General features: G+C 73.7%; 15 protein-coding genes and 1 tRNA gene. 6 read left to right on the forward strand and 10 right to left on the reverse strand.

What is annotated here, in order from left to right; all coding sequences use genetic code 11:
- Positions 1–43: 43 nt before the first annotated feature.
- The gene (paaK, locus tag J116_RS27180) at positions 44–1,369 is read right to left on the reverse strand and encodes a phenylacetate--CoA ligase PaaK (protein ID WP_023590242.1); all 1,326 of its coding nucleotides are present in this window, start codon (positions 1,367–1,369) and stop codon (positions 44–46) included.
- Positions 1,370–1,481: 112 nt separating this feature from the next.
- Positions 1,482–1,817: a YnfA family protein gene (locus tag J116_RS27185; protein ID WP_023590243.1), complete on the reverse strand. Its 336-nt coding sequence runs from the start codon at positions 1,815–1,817 to the stop codon at positions 1,482–1,484.
- A gap of 389 nt (positions 1,818–2,206) precedes the next feature.
- Between J116_RS27185 and J116_RS27190 the strand changes: the two genes are divergently transcribed.
- The 3 genes from J116_RS27190 to J116_RS27200 all read left to right on the forward strand — a co-directional run bounded on the left by J116_RS27190 (position 2,207) and on the right by J116_RS27200 (position 3,529).
- Positions 2,207–2,707, forward strand: coding sequence for a hypothetical protein (locus J116_RS27190; protein WP_028964592.1), 501 nt, complete (start codon positions 2,207–2,209; stop codon positions 2,705–2,707).
- Positions 2,708–2,722: 15 nt separating this feature from the next.
- A complete protein-coding gene (locus J116_RS27195) occupies positions 2,723–3,139 on the forward strand; it encodes an RNA-binding S4 domain-containing protein (RefSeq protein WP_023590245.1) in 417 nt (138 codons plus the stop codon).
- 105 nt (positions 3,140–3,244) lie between these two features.
- Complete coding sequence (locus J116_RS27200; RefSeq protein ID WP_023590246.1) at positions 3,245–3,529, forward strand: DUF6086 family protein; 285 nt, start codon at positions 3,245–3,247, stop codon at positions 3,527–3,529.
- A gap of 78 nt (positions 3,530–3,607) precedes the next feature.
- Here the strand turns inward: J116_RS27200 and J116_RS27205 are convergent.
- The 3 genes from J116_RS27205 to J116_RS27215 all read right to left on the reverse strand — a co-directional run bounded on the left by J116_RS27205 (position 3,608) and on the right by J116_RS27215 (position 7,830).
- Positions 3,608–3,682 (reverse strand) — tRNA-Met (locus tag J116_RS27205).
- A 540-nt stretch (positions 3,683–4,222) separates the two neighbouring features.
- Entirely contained in the window at positions 4,223–6,445 is a 2,223-nt protein-coding gene (locus tag J116_RS27210; protein ID WP_023590247.1) for a terpene synthase family protein, read from the reverse strand.
- A gap of 269 nt (positions 6,446–6,714) precedes the next feature.
- Positions 6,715–7,830 carry an aminoglycoside phosphotransferase family protein gene (locus tag J116_RS27215; protein ID WP_028964593.1) on the reverse strand — a complete coding sequence of 372 codons (1,116 nt, stop codon included), beginning with the start codon at positions 7,828–7,830 and terminating at the stop codon, positions 6,715–6,717.
- A 232-nt stretch (positions 7,831–8,062) separates the two neighbouring features.
- On the opposite strand from J116_RS27215, the gene J116_RS27220 reads away from it, so the two are divergent.
- Entirely contained in the window at positions 8,063–9,553 is a 1,491-nt protein-coding gene (locus tag J116_RS27220) for a DNA-binding protein NsdB (protein ID WP_023590249.1), read from the forward strand.
- A gap of 185 nt (positions 9,554–9,738) precedes the next feature.
- Here the strand turns inward: J116_RS27220 and J116_RS27225 are convergent, their stop codons facing one another.
- Positions 9,739–11,205, reverse strand: coding sequence for a PP2C family protein-serine/threonine phosphatase (locus J116_RS27225; RefSeq protein ID WP_023590250.1), 1,467 nt, complete (start codon positions 11,203–11,205; stop codon positions 9,739–9,741).
- 382 nt (positions 11,206–11,587) lie between these two features.
- Between J116_RS27225 and J116_RS27230 the strand changes: the two genes are divergently transcribed.
- Entirely contained in the window at positions 11,588–12,622 is a 1,035-nt protein-coding gene (locus J116_RS27230) for an NAD-dependent epimerase/dehydratase family protein (RefSeq protein ID WP_023590251.1), read from the forward strand.
- 123 nt (positions 12,623–12,745) lie between these two features.
- Here J116_RS27230 and J116_RS27235 read toward each other — a convergent pair whose 3' ends face one another.
- Complete coding sequence (locus J116_RS27235) at positions 12,746–13,630, reverse strand: VOC family protein (RefSeq protein WP_023590252.1); 885 nt, start codon at positions 13,628–13,630, stop codon at positions 12,746–12,748.
- Positions 13,631–13,911: 281 nt separating this feature from the next.
- On the opposite strand from J116_RS27235, the gene J116_RS27240 reads away from it, so the two are divergent.
- Positions 13,912–15,354, forward strand: coding sequence for a DUF6056 family protein (locus tag J116_RS27240; RefSeq protein WP_023590253.1), 1,443 nt, complete (start codon positions 13,912–13,914; stop codon positions 15,352–15,354).
- A 49-nt stretch (positions 15,355–15,403) separates the two neighbouring features.
- Here J116_RS27240 and J116_RS27245 read toward each other — a convergent pair whose 3' ends face one another.
- The 3 genes from J116_RS27245 to J116_RS27255 form a co-directional block, all read right to left on the reverse strand.
- Positions 15,404–16,378 carry a glycosyltransferase family 2 protein gene (locus J116_RS27245; RefSeq protein WP_023590254.1) on the reverse strand — a complete coding sequence of 325 codons (975 nt, stop codon included), beginning with the start codon at positions 16,376–16,378 and terminating at the stop codon, positions 15,404–15,406.
- Between the two features lie 312 nt (positions 16,379–16,690).
- Entirely contained in the window at positions 16,691–16,900 is a 210-nt protein-coding gene (locus tag J116_RS27250) for a hypothetical protein (protein ID WP_023590255.1), read from the reverse strand.
- A gap of 117 nt (positions 16,901–17,017) precedes the next feature.
- The gene (locus J116_RS27255) at positions 17,018–17,896 is read right to left on the reverse strand and encodes a trypsin-like serine protease (RefSeq protein ID WP_023590256.1); all 879 of its coding nucleotides are present in this window, start codon (positions 17,894–17,896) and stop codon (positions 17,018–17,020) included.
- Positions 17,897–17,979 lie beyond the last annotated feature (83 nt).

Genomic DNA, 17,979 nt, shown 5'->3' on the forward strand with positions numbered 1-17,979 from the left:
TCCGGAGGCGGGCACTGTCATCCTCCCCGGGACTGATCCGGGATCACCCCTGGGAACCCCCTTCGGCCCCGGCCTTCTCAGGGTTCTCCCGGAGATCCACGATCCGCTTGATCTTCCCCACCGACCGCTCCAGCGTCCCCGGGTCCACCACCTCCACCGCGACCGCCACCCCGATGCCGTCCTTGACGGCGGCCCGCACCTCCCGCGCCGCGTCCGCCCTCCGCTCCGGCGCCGTGTCCGCGCGCGCCTCGACCCGCACGGTCAGCGCGTCCATGCGCCCCACACGGGTCAGCCGCAGCTGGAAGTGCGGCGCCAGGCCCGGGGTCCGCAGCAGGACCTCCTCGATCTGCGTCGGGAAGAGGTTCACCCCGCGCACGATCACCATGTCGTCGCTGCGGCCCGTCACCTTCTCCATCCGCCGGAACACCCGCGCCGTGCCGGGCAGCAGCCGCGTCAGGTCCCGCGTCCGGTACCGCACCACCGGCATGGCCTCCTTGGTGAGCGAGGTGAACACCAGCTCGCCCCGCTCCCCGTCCGGCAGCACCTCGCCCGTCACCGGGTCCACCACCTCCGGGTAGAAGTGGTCCTCCCAGATGTGCAGCCCGTCCTTGGTCTCCACGCACTCCTGCGCCACACCGGGGCCGATCACCTCCGACAGGCCGTAGATGTCCACCGCGTCGATCGCGAACCGCTCCTCGATCTCCCGCCGCATCTCCTCCGTCCACGGCTCGGCGCCGAAGATCCCCACCTTCAGCGAGGTCGAGCGCGGATCGACACCCTGCCGCTCGAACTCGTCGAGCAGCGTCAGCATGTACGACGGCGTGACCATGATCACCTCCGGGCGGAAGTCCTGGATCAGCCGCACCTGGCGCGCCGTCATCCCACCGGAGGCGGGCACCACCGTGCAGCCCAGCCGCTCCGCCCCGCCGTGCGCCCCGAGCCCGCCGGTGAACAGCCCGTACCCGTACGCCACGTGCACGACCTGGCCCGGGCGGCCACCGGCCGCGCGGATCGACCGCGCCACCACGTCCGCCCACATGTCCAGGTCCCGTTCCGTGTAGCCGACCACGGTGGGCAGGCCCGTCGTCCCGCTCGACGCGTGGATGCGCCGCACCCGCGACCGGTCCACCGCGAACATCCCGAACGGGTACTCGTCCCGCAGGTCCGCCTTGGTGGTGAACGGGAACCGCGCCAGGTCCGCCAGTGAACGGCAGTCCTCCGGCCGCACCCCCGCCGCGTCGAACGACCGCCGGTGGAAGGGCACGTTCTCGTACGCGTGCCGGAGCGTCGCCCGCAGCCGCTCCAGTTGGAGCGCCGCCAGCTCCTCCCGGTCAAGCCGCTCCCCGGCGTCCCGCAGATCCTCGGCCATGTGCCGTCCTCCACCCGTCGCGCGTCGATCGTCCGACCGGCTACCGACCATTCGGTCGAGCCGCATCCGATCAGTTACCCCGCGACCCCCCTCCCCGGCAAGAGGGCTGCGGTCAGTGACCCCGCGGCGCATACATGATCACGGCCATCCCGGCGAGGCAGATCAGCGCGCCGACGACGTCGAACCGGTCCGGGCGGTAGCCGTCGGCGACCATGCCCCAGGCGATCGAACCGGCGACGAACACCCCGCCGTACGCGGCGAGCACCCGCCCGAAGTCGGCACTGTCCTGGAGGGTCGCGACGACACCGTAGAGACCGAGGGCGGCCACACCGGCACCGATCCAGATCCAGCCCCGGTGCTCACGGATGCCCTGCCACACGAGCCAGGCGCCGCCGATTTCGAACAGGGCGGCGACGAGGAACAGGACGACGGAACGCGCGACGGTCATACCGGCCGACCCTACGCGCGCCGTCGAAGGCGGCACCCCCGGCCCACCCCCACGGGCGCGACCAGCCCCACGCGCGACCGCCCGCACGCGCGGCCACCGGCACAGCGCGGCGCCCGCTTCCCCGCGCCCGGCCCACCCCACTCGACTCCGCACAGCGCGGCACCCGGCCCACTCCGCTCGACTCCCTGACGCCCGCCGCCCGGCGTCCCCGGTGCGCGCTTCGGCCGGCGCCCGGCTCACCCACTCGCCCCCCGGCGGCCGCCTCTCCCCGGCGTCCCCCGAACCGGTGAACCGGGGGCCCGCCGGACCCTTCAGAACCGGCCTCGGGCCCCGCCCCGCAAGGGCGCCCCGGACGCCGCGCCGTGGCCCAGGACACGTACCATGGGCGCATGTCCTTCCTCCGCCGCCGCAGCCCCGCCACACCCGCGGGCCCGGACTTCGACGTCCTGGCCATGGACCCGGGCGACTGGCCCGGGAATCTCGGCGCCGGCCTGCTCCCCGCCCCCGACGGCACGTGCCAGGGAGTGTTCCTCCGCTACGACCTCTTCGGCGGCCGCGGCCCCGCGATGATCATCGGCAACCTGCCGGAGGGCTCCCCGGCCCGCGACCTCGCCGAGGGCCAGGTGCCCTTCGAGGTGGCCCAGCTCCTCGCGGCGCTGGACATGGACGACGACGTCGAGGTGGTCGAGACCGAGGACGTCCCGGTGATGCAGGGCGACAACCTCCTCATCGTGCGCCGCCTGAAGCTCACCGAGAGCCGGATCTCCTGCGTCCAGTTCGACCGCAGCGACAACGTCCTGGTGACCATCGCCAGCTGGGACCGGCCCATCACCGACGACCTGTACGCCCTGCTCAAGCCGCTCCCCGCGGAACTGTTCCAGCAGGGCTGACCGACGAGGAGCGTCATGGCAGCGACGCACGAGGCGAAGACCCACCCGTCCCAGGACACGAACGCGACGGCCCGCGTGGACAGCTGGATCTGGGCCGTACGCCTCACCAAGACCCGCTCCCAGGCCGCCACGGCCTGCCGCGCCGGACACGTCCGCGTCAACGGCGAGCGCGCCAAGCCCGCCCAGGCGGTCAAGCCCGGCGACGAGGTGCGCGTCTTCCACGCGGGCCGGGAACGGGTCGTCGAGGTGAAGCGGGTCCTCACCAAGCGCGTGGGCGCGCCCGTCGCCGTCGAGGCGTACACGGACAAGACCCCGCCCGCGCCGCCCCGCGAACACGTCGCCCTCGCGGGCGTACGCAACCGGGGCGCCGGCCGCCCCACCAAGCGCGAACGCCGGGAACTGGACCAGCTCCGCGGCACCCGCCGCGCGTAGCCGCCCCGCAGCCCCTCACCGCCCGAACGGGCCGAAACCCCGGCGACAGCGGTGTTCGAGCTCCCCTGTGCCGGCCCCTCGTCACCGGCGGAGAGGGGGGCGTGGATGAGCGAGTACTGCAACCTGGGCGGCGAGACCCTGTGGAACCCTTCCCAGGGGGCTTCCCGCATGTTCCGGCGCCATGTGGCGCTCTTCGAGGCGGAGCTGGGCCTTCCGTCGGGCATCGGGTCCATGGGGGACAGCGACGAGTTCCGGATCGACCCAGCCGCGCTGGCGACGTTCGTGACCGCCCTGCTGGAGCGCCATCGCAGGACAACACGCGCCTCGAGGGCTTCGGCGAGGACCGCCGCCTGTGGCTGGGCCAGGAGTACGGCAAGGTCCTCCATCTGAAGCGGTACAACGACTGAGCGCCACCATCGCCGGGAACGGACGCGCCGGGAGGACGCGCGCGTCGGAAACGGGGTGGGGCGGGACCGGCCGGATTCGAACCGGCGTCCTCACGGATGATGGGCCCGTGCGCGACGACCTCTGCGCTACGGCCCCGCCGGACGGATCATATGCCGCGCCCCACACCGAAGCGCCCAGCAGGCCGCCTCCTGGCTGGAGCAGTGGAGAGGTGGGGCCGGCCGCACCGCCGGCGCTGGCGCACATGCGGGACGATAGGTGCGTCACGGGCGCACGCCGCCCTTGGGGGTGTCGTCTCCAGCGAGCAGCGGTCGTGGCCCGTCGGCCGTACGGGCAGGGGGAGAGCCGTGGACGGCCGGACGCAGGTCCAGTCAGTGCAAGCGGCGACCGTGCGAGGCGGGATCTGCGTCGTCCGGTGCGTCGGCGAGGTGGTCCGGGTCGGGGACGCGTTCCTCGCCGAGGGCTTGCCGGAGAGGTCCGGGTCGGGGCTGACCGTCCACCGGACCAAGCGGTACCGCGATGTCGATCGATGTGCCCTGCGTCGACCCGCGCCACGCGGCGCGGGTCCACCTGTCCGGAGAGGGGGCCACGCTGTTCGCGCGCGGAGTGGTCCTCGTTCGCCGGGAGGACCGCTCCACGCGCGGCGGCGCTCGCACCTCGCAGGGACGGGGCGCGGCGCTACGAGGCCAGCAGGGCCGTCAGGCGGGCTGCCGCGGTGCCGAGGCCCGTCGGGCCGCCCGGGAGTCCGCTGCCCGCAGCCGGTGCCTCGGCGAGGTTGCGGCGGAGGACCTCCTCCCGGTAGCGCTCGCAGCCCTCGTGCCAGGTGTGGATGCCGGCCATCCAGTTCTCCAGCTGCCGCACATACCCGTCCATCGCGGCGCGGGCCTCCTGGTCGAGCGCCATGTCCTCGTACAGCACGGGCAGTTCGTGGGCGACGACGTGCTGGAACTGCCGCATGCGGGAGTTCATCAGGTCGCCGGTGATGGCCACCGCCGTGGGGTGGTCCACGTCGAAGAAGTTCTGCGTGACCAGCACGCAGTTGTGGATCTCCCCCTCGAACTCGATCTCCTTCTGGTACGAGTAGAGGTCGTTCAGCAGCGTCGCGAAGTCCACCGCCGCGTTCTCCAGCGCCCGTACCGTCCCGCTGTGGAACACCTCCACCGGGACGAGGTTGCCGATGCCGATGCGGCACAGGGCGATCGTCATGTCGGAGCCGAACGTGGCCCGCCGCATCTCGATGTAGTCCACCGGCTCCGGAATCCGGTTCTGCGCCTGGTTCGCCAGCTCCCACAGCCAGCTGTCCACCATGACCTCCACGGCCCTGCGGAAGGCGGCGCGGTCCCGGTCGTTCATCGGTCCCGCCGTCCGGGGCCATAGGTCGGCGAGGCCCCGCTCCAGCGCGTTCACCGGCGTGGGCATCGAGCCGGGGGAGCCGTCCAGCGGCATGAACGCCCGCAGCCGCTCGTTCTGCGCCCTCGCCCCCGCCATGTCCCGGGGCCTGCCGTACACGACCGGGTACAGGTCGTCCGCGTACGTGCCCCACGCCAGCCAGTGCGACGCCACGTCCAGCTCGTCGGCGCCCGCGTGCGGGTGCAGCCCGGACGCGCACAGCGGCAGGTCGTACCCGGTGGCCATCCGCTCCGTCCAGACGCGCGAACCGGGCTGCCCCGGCTGCTCGTCCAGCATGCCCATCGCGGCGATCCACGCGACGCACCGCACCCGCGCCCCCTCCAGGTGCTCGTTGAGCGTCACCTGGAACGGCAGCTCGACCGGCGGCAGCACCGACGGCCCGACGTGCTGGAACGGCACGTGCGAGAAACCCCGCCACCGCGCCGTCTCCGAGCGGGGCGTCAGCCGGATCGACGCGGCCGACATCCCGAACGCGCCACTGCCCGGAACGGCGTCCACCGCGCCCTCATTCATGTACCGGCTGGAGCGCATGTGCCACTCGTGCCCGCCGGACTGCCAGTCCTGAAGGCCCTTCGCGTACGCCATGACCGCCGCCGCCCGCACCGCGTCCAGCCCGTGCTCGGCGCACAGCGGCGCCACCTCGGTCAGCGCCGTGTGCTCGAACTGCTGGAGCCGGGAGGTCAGCAGGTCGTTCACGGCGTCCGCCGCCTCCTGCGTCGAACAGCCCAGGAACCGTTCCAGGACCAGCACGCCGTTGCTGTTCTCGCCCTCGTCCTCCACCTCGCGCTGGTACGAGAACAGGTCGTTGCGCAGGTGCACCGCGTCGGAGAACGTGTCGCGCAGCACCCGCAGCGGCCGCGAATCCGCCACCGCCTCCGGCACCTCCGCGCCCACCGCGTACTCCACGAGTCCCGCCGACCAGGGCGCGCCGCCGACCTTGCGGCGCATCTCGATGTACTCGAGCGGGTTCGCCACCCGCCCCTCGTTGATGTTGGACAGCTCCCACAGGGATTCGTTCAGCAGGTTCTCCGTCGCCACCGCGAACCGCGCCCGCCACGCCTGCGACATCGCGGGAACGGTCCGCGCCCACAGGTCGGCGAGGCCCGCCTCGACCGGGTTCTGCGGCTCGGGCACCTCGGCCGACGGGTCCGTCGGCATGAACGCCGGGAGCCGGTCCAGGTACGCCTTGCCGCCCTCCCGGTCCTGCGTCCGCTTGAAGACCTCCAGGAAGTGGTCGTCGAAGAAGAACACCCACACGTACCAGTCGGTGACCAGGGACAGCGCCTCGGCGTCGCAGTCGGGATGGGTGTACGCGCACAGCAGCGCGTAGTCGTGGGAGTCCAGGTCGTGTTCCTCCCAGATCCCCGAGCCCTCCAGCATGCCCATGCGGCGCGCCCACTCCTTCGTGTGCGCCCGCGCCGCGTCCACGTGCGGATTGAGCCGCGCGGGATACGGCAGATAGAAGTCGGGGAGTACGAACGGCTGTGCCATGCGTGTCCAATGCCTTTCGCTGTACGTGGAGACCGGCGCAGGCCCCGCCCGCTGCCCGCGGGCACAGGCGGAAGCACCCGTCAGTCGTATGAACACCGAACCGGGGGCGCGGGTCACGCCCTCGCCGGGCCGGATGCGACGGCGCACAACCCGCCCCGCGCGCGACGGGGCGCGCGACCGCAGCCGCCCGCGACCGCACCCGCGCGCGACGGCGCGCCGCCGCCCGGTGCGTACACCGGGCGCACGGCGCGCCGCCCCCCGTCATACGGTCAGCGTGTGCCGACCGCCGCGCGCACGGCCCGCCGTGCCAGCGCGCAGTCGTCGTGCAGCCGCCGCAACAGCAGCCGCTGCTCCTCGCCGGGCGAGAGGGCGCCGGGCTGGACGGGGACGGAACCGGCGGGCGGAGCCTCTCGTATCGTCCGCTGCACCGCCGTCTCGTACGTGCGGATCTCCCGCGTCAGGACGAGCATCAGGTTCACCAGGAACGCGTCGCGCGCCGCCGGCCCGCCGTACTGCGCGTGCTGGCTGATCTGCCGCCGTGCCAGCGGCGCGTCCCCGAGGACCGTCCACAGCGTCGCCAGGTCGTAGCCCGGCAGGTACCAGCCCGCGTGCTCCCAGTCGACCAGCACCGGACCGGTCGGCGACAGCAGCATGTTCGACAGCAGCGCGTCACCGTGGCAGAACTGGCCCATGCCGTGGCGGCCGCCGGAGAGCGCCAGGCCGTGCAGCAGCTTCTGGAGGTCGTCGCGGTCCCGGTCGGTGAACAGGCCCAGTTCGTGGTAGCGGGCGATGCGCGCCGCGTAGTCCAGCGGCGCGTCGAACGTCCCGGCCGGCGGGCGCCACCGGTTGAGGCTCTCCACCGCGCCCAGTACGGCCTTGAAGTCGGCCCGCGGCGGCGCCTGCGCCACATGGCGGCTCAAGCCCGCCGCCCGGCCCGGCATCCGCTCCACGACCAGGGTGCCGTTGTCCGGGTCCGCCGCGATCAGCCGGGGCACCCGCACCGGGGGACGGTGCCGTACGAACGTGCGGTACGCGGCGATCTCGTGCCGGAACCGCTCGACCCACACGGGGGAGTGGTCCAGTAAACACTTGGCCACGGCGGTGGCGCGGCCCGTCGTGCCGACGAGCAGCACCGAGCGTCCGCTGCGGCGCATCACCTGCACGGGGTTGAACTCCGGGCAGATGCGCTGCACGGACGCGATCGCCTTCCGCAACTGGGCGCCCTGGGGCCCCGACAGGTCGATCCTCCCGCTGAGCGGACCGGTCACCGCCCCCGCCCAGCGCCTGCTCCGGCCCACCTGGGCCGGACCCGGGTACGGGCCGCTTCCGGCCGGTACGGTACGGGGCCGGGGCGGGGCGGACACGGAGGACGATGCTGTGTACATGGGCGAGACAGATCCCTTCGTGTGCCGACGACTGCGTACGCTGCCCCGTCCCGTCGCCGGTCCGACACCCTGGGGAATGAGGGCCGTCGACGGGACGGGGTGGCGCGTTCCTACCTGACACCCCGTGACGGGTGGCGAACCATCTCGCGCACCCTGGCGAACCCTGGCGAATAGTCGCCACCCCCATGACGGAGGGCTACTGTCAACTCAGCCGAGAACCTGGGGGCTTGACGTGACAGGACAACCCAACACCCGCCTCTCCGATCTGTTCGGCCTCGCCGGCTGGTCGAAGGGCGAGCTCGCGCGGCTGGTCAACCGGCAGGCGGCGGCCATGGGCCACCCCCAGCTGGCCACGGACACCTCGCGGGTGCGGCGCTGGATCGACATGGGAGAGATCCCGCGCGATCCCGTACCGAGGGTGCTGGCGGCTCTGTTCACCGAGCGACTCGGCCGTGTCGTGACCATCGAGGACCTCGGGTTCGTACGACACGGGCGCGCCGGGAGACGGCGGGACGTCAGGCACACCGACAACCCTGACGCGCTGCCCTGGGCGCCCGAACGCACGGCCACGGTCCTCACCGAATTCACGGGAATGGACCTCATGCTCAACCGACGCGGCTTGATGAGCGCCGGAGCCCTGCTCACCACTGGCTCCACCATCACCAGCGCCATGCACGACTGGTTCCGTACGGGCTCCGGGAACACCGGCGCCCCCGGTACCTCCGACGCCCGGCCCGCGGACCCCGCGGGGCTGGACCGCTACGAGGCCGCCCCCATCGGCTTGCAGGAGGTGGAGGAGCTGGAGGCCTCCGTCGAGGTGTTCCGCGCCTGGGACGCGGCCAAGGGCGGCGGCCTCCAGCGCAAGGCCGTCGTCGGCCAGCTCAACGAGGTGGGCGGGATGCTCGCCTACCGCCACCCGGAGACGATCCAGAGGCGCCTGTGGGGCGTCGCTGCCAACCTCGCCGTCCTCGCGGGCTGGATGTCCCACGACGTGGGCCTGGAGCCCACGGCGCAGAAGTACTTCATCATCGCCGCGCACGCGGCCCGCGAGGGCGGCGACCTGCCCCGCGCCGGGGAGGCCCTGTCCCGCTGCGCCCGCCAGATGGTCCACCTCGGCCGTCCCGACGAGGCGCTGGACCTGCTCCAGCTCGCCAAGCTCGGCTCCGGCGAGGAGGTCCTGCCGCGCACCCGGGCGATGCTCCACACGATCGAGGCGTGGGCGCACGCCTCCATGGGCCGCGGCCAGGCGATGCGCCGCACCCTGGGCGAGGCGGAGGACCTGTTCGTCTCCGACAAGGGCGACGGGCCGCTGCCGGTGTGGATGCAGACCTTCAAGTCCGAGGACCTGTACGGCATGCAGGCGCTCGCCTACCGGACGCTCGCCGAACACGAGCCGTCCGCGGCCAAGCAGGCGCAGTACTTCGCGCAGAAGGCCCTGGAGCTGCGGATCGACGGCCGTGAACGTTCCAAGATCTTCGACCATCTCTCCATGGCGTCGGCGTGCTTCATCGCCGACGACCCGGAGCAGGCGGACCGCTACGCGCGCCTCGCCCTGGCCGCGATGGGCAGCAACTCCTCACGGCGCACCTGGGACCGGCTGCGCGAGATGTACCGGCTCACCGGCCGGTACGCCAGCTACTCGCGGATCAAAGACCTGCGGGAGCGGATCGAGTACGCGATGCCCAAGGACCAGTCGAAGAAGCCGGGCCTCAGCGGTGCCTGACCGGGGCGGGCTCGGCCAAGGCCCGCCTCACGCACCACAGCACCCCCGCCCGCGCGCACGGCGGCACCCCCCGCACACACGGCACCCGCACACCCGCCGTCCCACGCACCCCCGTTGTCTCCTGCCACGGCCCGGGAACGCGCGGCACCCGGACGTACGTCTCCCGTACTCCCGGCAGGCGCGGTCTACGCCTGGGCGCCGACCCTGGCTGCCACGGCGCAGGCGTCGTCCACGCGCTCCGTGCCGCCCGGCCCCTCGACCGCCATCCGCACACAGTCCCGCGCGTCCCTGGCGCGGGCGAACCGCGGCGCGAGCGCCAGCAGCCGGTCCGTGCCCGTCGCGTCCGCGCCGAGCCCGGCCTCGCTCCTGGTCAGCCCCTCCGTGTGGAGCAGCAGCAGATCACCGGGGCGCAGCCGGACCTCCGCCTGCTCGTAGGCGGCGCCTGACGCCGTCGCGCCCAGCAGAGCGCCCTCCGGCCGGTCCAGGGCGCGGCCCGTCCCGTCGCGGAACAGCAGGGGGGCGGGGTGTCCGGCCTGCGCCCAGGTGAGCGTCCTGGTCGCCGGGTCGTAGTGGCAGCACAGGGCGCTGCCGAGTGCGGGCTGCGCGGCGGCTTCCATCAACTGGTTGAGGTGGCCGAGCAGTGCGCCCGGCCGGATGCCCGCGAGGGCGAGGCCGCGCAGGGCGCCGAGCAGCATCGCCGTCTGCGAGGTGGCCGACACGCCGTGCCCGGTCAGGTCGCCGACCGCCAGCAGCGCGTTTCCGTCGGGCAGTTCCAGCACGTCGTACCAGTCGCCGCCGATCCGGCCGCCGTCGCCGGACGGCAGGTGGTGCCCGGCGGCGTCCAGCGGGGCGGGCCCGTCCCCCGCGAGCCTCAGCGGCCCCCGCCAGGACGGCAGGACCGCCTCCCAAAGATCCGCCGTGAACCGGCGCCCGGCCAGCTCCCGCTCATGGCGCCGACGAAGCGACTCGCGGGTCTCGCGGACCGCGCGCTCGCTGCGGCGCAGTTCGCTGACGTCCCGGAACACCGCCCACATGGACGCCGTGCGGCCCTCGCCGTCGAGGACCGGCTCGCCCGCCATGTGCAGGGTGCGCACGCGGCCGTCGGCCCGGACGACCCGGAACTCACCGTCGATCGGCTTGCCGTCGACCAGACAGTCCGTCACCAGTTGGGTGAGGAGCGGCTGGTCCTCCACGAACACGAGGGCCGGCAGCTCGTCCAGGGACATCGGTCCCTTGCCGGGGGAGCGGCCGAAGATCCGGTACAGCTCGTCGGACCAGCTGACCTCGTCCGTCAGCAGGTTCCACTCGGCGCTGCCGACGCGGGTCAGCAGGGAGCCGGTGGCCTCCTCGCCGAGCGGGCGGCCGTCCCGCGCGCCGGGACCCGGCGCCTCGTCCGCCCCCCGAGCGGTCCGCTCGGGAACGCCCTCCCTCAACTGCCCCAGGTGGGCGCCGAGGTCGTCGAGCTGGTGCACGGCCAGGTCGCACAGGGCGCGCTGCCAGCGGGCGTGCGGGTCGGTCTCGTCGGCCGCGGCGTCCCGGCGTACGGCGTCCACGTCTCCGCGCAGCCGACGGGTCTGCGAGATGAGGGCGTCCACCTGGCCGCGCTGCGGCGGCTGCTGACTGGGACGTTCCGCGAACAGGGGGGACGGCATGGGGAACTCCGATACAGGCACGCGGCCATGGCTTGAAAAGCAAGGACCACCCAAGACTGTGACACAGGCGCGAAGCGGTCGTAAGTCATTTGGCAACACTCGGACCGGTCATGTCTACGGCATATGCCAAAGGCCTGCGGTGTTCCGGCCAGCATGGCCGAAACCGTTGGAGAGTCCTTACGGAAACGATCTTAGTGCGGCCCCCGTGAACCCCCGCCCGGCGGGTCGCCCCGCAGGTGGGGGCGTTGCCGCCGCTCCGAATGGATCTTTGCGCCACGGCGCCGCGCAGAGGTGAACCGGCGCGAAGGGGGTACTCGGCGCGCCCCGGGGCGCGCATCCGCGCGCCGTCCCGGTACACGGTCCCGACCGAGGAGGAGCACCCGTGACCACACAGCCCGGCAGGAGAGTCGTCGTCACCGGAGCCACCGGCAACGTCGGCACCAGCGTCGTCGCCGCCCTGGCCGACGATCCGCGTGTCGGTTCCGTCCTCGGCGTGGCGCGCCGCCGCCCCCGCTGGTCTCCGCCCCGCACGGAGTGGGCGGAGGCGGACATCGAGAAGGACGCCGACCGGGAGCTGACCGCCCTCTTCGACGGCGCCGACGCCGTGGTCCACCTGGCCTGGGCGTTCCAGCCGACCCACGACCCGCTCGCCACCTGGCGGACCAATGTGCTGGGCGGCATGCGGGTCTTCCGCGCCGTCGCAGCGGCCGGGGTCCCCGCCCTCGTGTACGCCTCGTCCGTCGGCGCGTATTCGCCGGGCCCGAAGGACCGGCCGGTGGACGAGTCCTGGCCCACCCACGGCTGGCCCGAGGCCGCGTACTGCCGCGAGAAGGCGTACCTGGAACGCGTACTGGACGGCTTCGAGCCCAGGAACCCGGGCGTCCGGGTCGTACGGATGCGGACGTCGTTCCTCTTCAAGGAGGCCTCCGCGAGCGAGCAGCTGCGCATCTTCGCCGGGAGCCTGGTCCCCGGGCGGCTCGCCGACCCGAGGTTCGTCCCCGCCGTCCCCGACATCGAGGGGCTCGTCTTCCAGGCGCTGCACACCGACGACGCCGCCGACGGCTACCGCCGCGCCGTCCTGGACGACTCCGCGAGCGGCGCGTACAACCTGGCGGCCGACCCGCCGCTGAGCGCCGCCGACCTGGCCGGGCTGCTCGACGCGAAGGTCGTGCGCCTGCCGCGCCTGGCGGCCCGCACCGCGCTCGCGGCCGCCTGGTCGCTGCGCCTGGTGCCGTCGTCGCCCCACCTGTTCGACGCGTTCCTGAGGCTGCCGCTGATGGACTGCTCCCGCGCCCGTGAGGAGCTGGGCTGGCAGCCCCGGCACACCGGGACCGAGGCCGTCGAGGCGCTGCTGCGCGGGCTGCGGGAGGGCGCCGGCCTGGACACGGCCCCGCTGCACCCCCGCAAGGCGGGCTGACCGGGACGGCCCGAGCGCGGCCGGGGGCCGCCCGTGCGGTGAGGCACGGACGGCCCCCGGCGCGGTGCAGGGCCCCCGGCGCGGTGCTGGGGCGGGACGGTGCGTCGGGCGGTTCGGGCGGGGTCAGTCGGGCGGCTCCATGGTCGCCGCGTCCGTGTCGGCCAGGTCGGTGCCGGTCCCGGACCCGGTGCGCTCGGCGGTGTCCGCGTCCGTCAGGGTGAACAGGCCGCCGTCCGGGTCACGCAGCGTCGCCTGCACCCCCGGCTCGTGGGTGATGACCGTCCCGCCGTGCTGGAGCGCGGCCGTCACCCGCTTCTCCACGTCCGACACGGGGAAGTGCACCTGCCAGCGCGGCCGGATCGCCGGGTCGGGGGCCTCCTCCAGCGCGCCCGACGACAGCCGTGCCACCGCCCGGCCGCCGCTGCGCAGCACGACCTCGTCGCCCTCGTACTCCACGTCGCAGCAGCCCGGCTGCCCGCACGCCCAGTCGAGGACCTCCCCGTAGAAGATCGCCGCCTCGAACGCGTCCCGCGTGTGCAGCCGCGCCCACGCCGGGGCCGCCGACCGCCAGCCCTCCCAGCCCCTGGGCAGCTCGCCCTCCCAGATGCCGAACACCGCGCCGTCCCGGTCCGCTGCCAGCGCCCCGCGCCCCATGACGAACGCGACCGGACCCACCGCGACCGTGCCGCTGCGCTCCCGGATGCGCCCCGCCGTCACGTCGGCGTCCCGCACCGCGAAGTACGGCGTCCAGGCCACCGCCACATGGAACGCCGAGGCCAGCGCGCCCACCCCGGCGACCGCCTTGCCGCCGGACAGCGCCACGCTGAAGTCCTCACCCAGTCGGGCGGGCCGGAACTCCCACCCCATCACGGCGCCGTAGAAGTCGTGCGCGGCCCGCAGGTCGCGGGTCATCAGACTGACCCAGCACGGCGCGCCGTACACCGCGTCGCTCGATGCCGCTGCTGCTGCCGTACCCGATGCCGTGGCAGCCGTCGGTTCCTTGGTCATGTGCCAACCATCCCGGTGTCGCCTCGCCGTCCTCCGACCGCTGTCCATCCTGTCACCATTCACACCTTGAGTGCCCTTTTCGTTGGTTTTCATGGCGGGGTGGGTCTCCCGCGATCTCCCACGGCCCGCCGTGGGAGGGCGAGACGTCGCGCCCCGCTCCCGGCGGATCGGCGGAACGGCGGATCGGTGGATCGGCGGAACGGCGGAACGGCGGAACGGCGGCGCCGGAAAACCCCTCTACGGTGTCGATCAGTGGTTTCCCCCGAAAGGCAGTGGTGAGAATGGCCGTCGGCGCGCCCCGCGTCACCGACCCCGACGACGAGGAGACGCGGCACGGCGACGGCCCGCGCCCCGCCCGGTCAGCCGTCACGGCGGGTGTCCTCGCCCTCGCGGCCCTTCCCCTCGCCCTGCTCGCGGCGGCCTCCGCCCTCGGCTGGTACGTCAGGCCGTCGGCGGACGAGTGGTGCTTCCTCCCGCAGGTCCGCGACCACGGCATCGCCGGGATCGTCGAGCAGTTCTACGCGACCGACAACGGCCGCCTCGCCAACGGCCTCCTCGTCGGGCTGTACGCGAAGTTCCCGGTCGCGGGCCACCAGGCGTACGCCGCCGTCAGCGCCGTGATCATGCTGGGCCTCCTGTGGGCCCTCACCGCGCTGCTGCTGCGCCGCACCGGCCTGCGGGCCCCGCGCGGCACGGCGCTCCTGGCCGCCGCCATGACCGGCGCGGTCTTCCTGCTCGCCACCCCCAACACGTACAAGACCTTCTACTGGCCCGCCGCCTCGGTCTCCCACACGCTGGCGCCGGTCCTGGCGGCGGGGGTGGTGGCGGGCGTGTTCATGGGCACGCTGTCGGAGGAGGCGTCGGTCGTCGCCCTCGTCGTGCTCGGCGCCGCCGCGGTCCTCGCGCCGTGGACCTTCGCACCGAGAGTCCGCCGCACCGTGCGGATCTGGGCCCTCACGGGCACGGCGGGCGTCGCCGCGGGCACGCTGCTGCTGGTCACGTCGCCCGGCTCGCGCAACCGCCGCGAGCGCTACGACGCCGAGACCGTGTCCATGCTCGCCCCGGACTCCCTCCTCACGTCCCTCAAGCTGTTCGTCCGCATCCTGGAGACCGTCCTCACGACCTGGACCTACGCGGGTGCCGTCGCCGCCGGTGTCCTGCTGGGCCTGCTGGTGCGCCGCCGCCCCGCCGCCGGGCCCGCCGTCCTGCTGCCGTACCGGCCGCTGCGGCTGCTGGCCTTCGGCGCCCTGGCGTTCCTGGTCTCCGGCTACCTCTGCACGGTGATCACGTACCCGGTGTTCGGCACCCGGGTCCTCACCACGGAACGCACCTGGAACGACTACCTGCTGCTGTACGTCCTGCTGCTGCTCGCCGCCGGGGCCTTCGCCGGGCGCGCGGTGCGCCGCGCCGCCCGCCCGGCGAGGGTCCGGTACGGGGTCGCGGCCGCCTGCGCCGCCGTGTGCGCCGCGACCGTGGCCGGTCTCGCCGTGCCGCTGTACGACCTGGGCGGCGACATGCGGGCCCGCGCCGAGCGGTGGGACCGGCAGGACCGGTCCCTGCGGGAGCGGGCCGAGAGCGGCGCCAGGACCGCCCCGTACACGCCGAACAGCGTCAGCCGCATGCTGGAACCGTTCGGCGGGGGCGGCAAGCGGCAGTGGCCCGCCCGCTGCGTCGCCGACTACTACCACCTGGACCAGGTCACCCACGGGCACCGGATTCCCTAGGGGCCCGGGCCCCTGAGGCATGCCAGGCTCCAGGGGCCCGGCCAGCGGGTCAGGGGCGGCCCGCCCGGGCGGGGGAGCGGCCCGCGGCGGGACGGCCCGGCGCGTCCCGCTCGGTCTCCCGCACCACGTAGTGGGGGCGCCGCTTCGACTCGTGGTAGATCCGCCCCACGTACTCGCCGATCACCCCGAGCGTCGCCAGCTGCACCCCGCTCAGCCCGACGATCGCCGTGATCAGCGTCGCGTAGCCGGGCGTGTCCACCCCGTTGAGCAGCGCGTTCGCCACGATCCACAGCGCGTAGGCGAGCGCCGACAGGAACAGCCACAGACCCGTGTGGACGGCGAGGCGCAGGGGGCGGCTGTTGAACGACAGCAGCCCGTCGATGCCGTAGTTGAGCAGCCGCCTGCCGCCCCACTTCGACGCGCCCGCCGCCCGCGCCACGTTCTCGTAGCGGAAGCTCACCGTGTCGAAACCGATCCAGGAGAACAGGCCCTTGGAGAACCGGTTGCTCTCCGGCAGCGACAGCACCGCCTCCACGGCGCGCCGCGAGAGCAGCCGGAAGTCCCCGGCGCCGTCGGCGATCTCCACCTCCATGAACCGGCGCACCAGCCGGTAGTAGGCCCGGCTGAACGCCTTGCGGACCGCGCCCTCGCCGGACCGGTCCCGCTGCGCCACCACCTGGTCGTAGCCGTGCTGGCGCAGCTCCAGCATGCGCGGCAGGAGCTCCGGCGGGTGCTGGAGGTCGGCGTCCATCAGGACCACCGACGCGCCCCGCGACATGCGCATCCCGGCGAGCATCGCGGGCTCCTTGCCGAAGTTCCGGCTGAACGAGGTGTACCGGACGCGCGCGTCGGCCCGGGCCAGTTCCCGCAGCCGCTCCACGGTCCCGTCGCGGCTGCCGTCGTCCACGTAGCAGATCTCGAAGTCGGCACCCGTGGGCTCCAGCGCCGCCACCACCGCCGCGTGGAAGTCGCCGATCACCTCGCTCTCGTCGAGACACGGGACGACGACCGAGACATCCACCATTGCTGACCCACTCCATGCACCCGTTGCGGGACGCCCCTCCGGTACCCGCCGCACACGGAAGATGCCGACCCGGCCGCCGAGGTTGCCTCCACCTCGCTACCAGCCCCGCACGCCCCGCGGCCGCCCGCCACCGCGGCGGTCCGTACGGGTGGCGCCGTACGGAACCGCGACCGGGACCGGCGGCGGCCGTACGGCGGGTACGAAACGGCCCCGGCCCCCCGACAGGGGGACCGGGGCCGGGTATCGGCGCTCACGGTGTCCGCACGGGACGGCGACGGGTGGATCATCCGTCGGCCGCCCGCGCGGCCCTCCTCACCGCAGCGCCCGCAGAAGGGCCTCCTCGCGCTCCGTCGAACGGAGCGGCGCGTCGGCGTCCTCGGTGCCGGTGTTGCCGTACGACTGCACGGAGAAGTTGCCGTTCTTCGTGCTCACGTTGTCGTCGCCCACGGCGGCCGCCACGGGCGCGCACACGCCCACCGCCGCCGCCGCGACACCGGCTGCCGCCAGAACCTTCTTGATCATGGTTCTTCCTTACGTGATCGGGAACCCGGTCCCCGGGTCTCCCCTGATCAACCGGAGACCGGGTTCCCCGTCACGGGGCGGGACGGACGGCGCGTCCCGCATTCATCCGTTCGGCCCCTACGGGAGGTTCACGAACGGCGCCAGGAACGCCCGGGCACCGGGCGCGTCCAGGCGGTAGGCCACATTGGTCGCGTAGCACGGGCCGTCGCCGGTGATGGTCGTCGCCACCAGCGTCCGCTTCCCGTCCAGCTCGGCGAAGTTCGGGCCGCCCGAGTCGCCGTAGCAGGCCCCGCCGTTCCCCTGCGGCGCGGTCATCTGGAGCCGCACCCACGCGCCGTTGAGCGCGTTGTACGTCACGGGCGCCTTCAGCCGCACGCCGCCGCCCGGGTGGGTGTGGCCGCCCGGACCGCGCTGCGACTCCTGCGTGCCGTAACCGGCGACGGTGAACGGCACGTCCTGGAGCCCCTGCGGGCCGAGTTCGGCGAGCCGGCCCGCCTTGGGCAGCGTCGCCGGGGTGAACGACCAGCGGGCCGCGACCTGCGCGGCCGGCAGCTCGACGACCGAGATGTCCCGCGTGTCCACGGCGGGCCCGGGGTACTCCGGGTGGTTGTGCGCGGTGCCCTCGACGGCGACCTCGCGGGCGACGGCCGCCGGGTCGCCGGGGTGGCGCTCGGCCGCCGCGTCCAGGGCCCCCTGCACGTCCTGGTCGAGGGAGACGAAGAAGCGGACGTTCTCGGGCCAGCCCGTGGTGCAGTGCGCGGCCGTCAGGAACGTGTCGGCGTCGATCATGGTGCCGGAGCACACCCAGTCGACCCGGTCGGGGGTCGCGGGGTCGTCGTCGTTGTCCCAGGTGGCGACGAGCGCGCCGACCTCGGTGCGCTCGGGCGCCGGGGCCGCGTTGTACGAGTTGATCGCCGACGAGGGCATCGCCGCGCCGACGACGACGGCGCAGGCGACCGCGAGCGCGGCGCTCAGGCGGGCGGGGGTGACAGTCAAGAGAAACCCTTCCGGACGGGGAGTGAACAGGTGCTTCTCCTGCGGGGTGACCGAAAGTGAACCGCGTGTAGCCGGTCCGGGGA

Origin of the sequence: Streptomyces thermolilacinus SPC6 (assembly GCF_000478605.2) — a bacterium.
In the GTDB taxonomy this organism is placed as follows: Bacteria; Actinomycetota; Actinomycetes; order Streptomycetales; family Streptomycetaceae; genus Streptomyces; species Streptomyces thermolilacinus.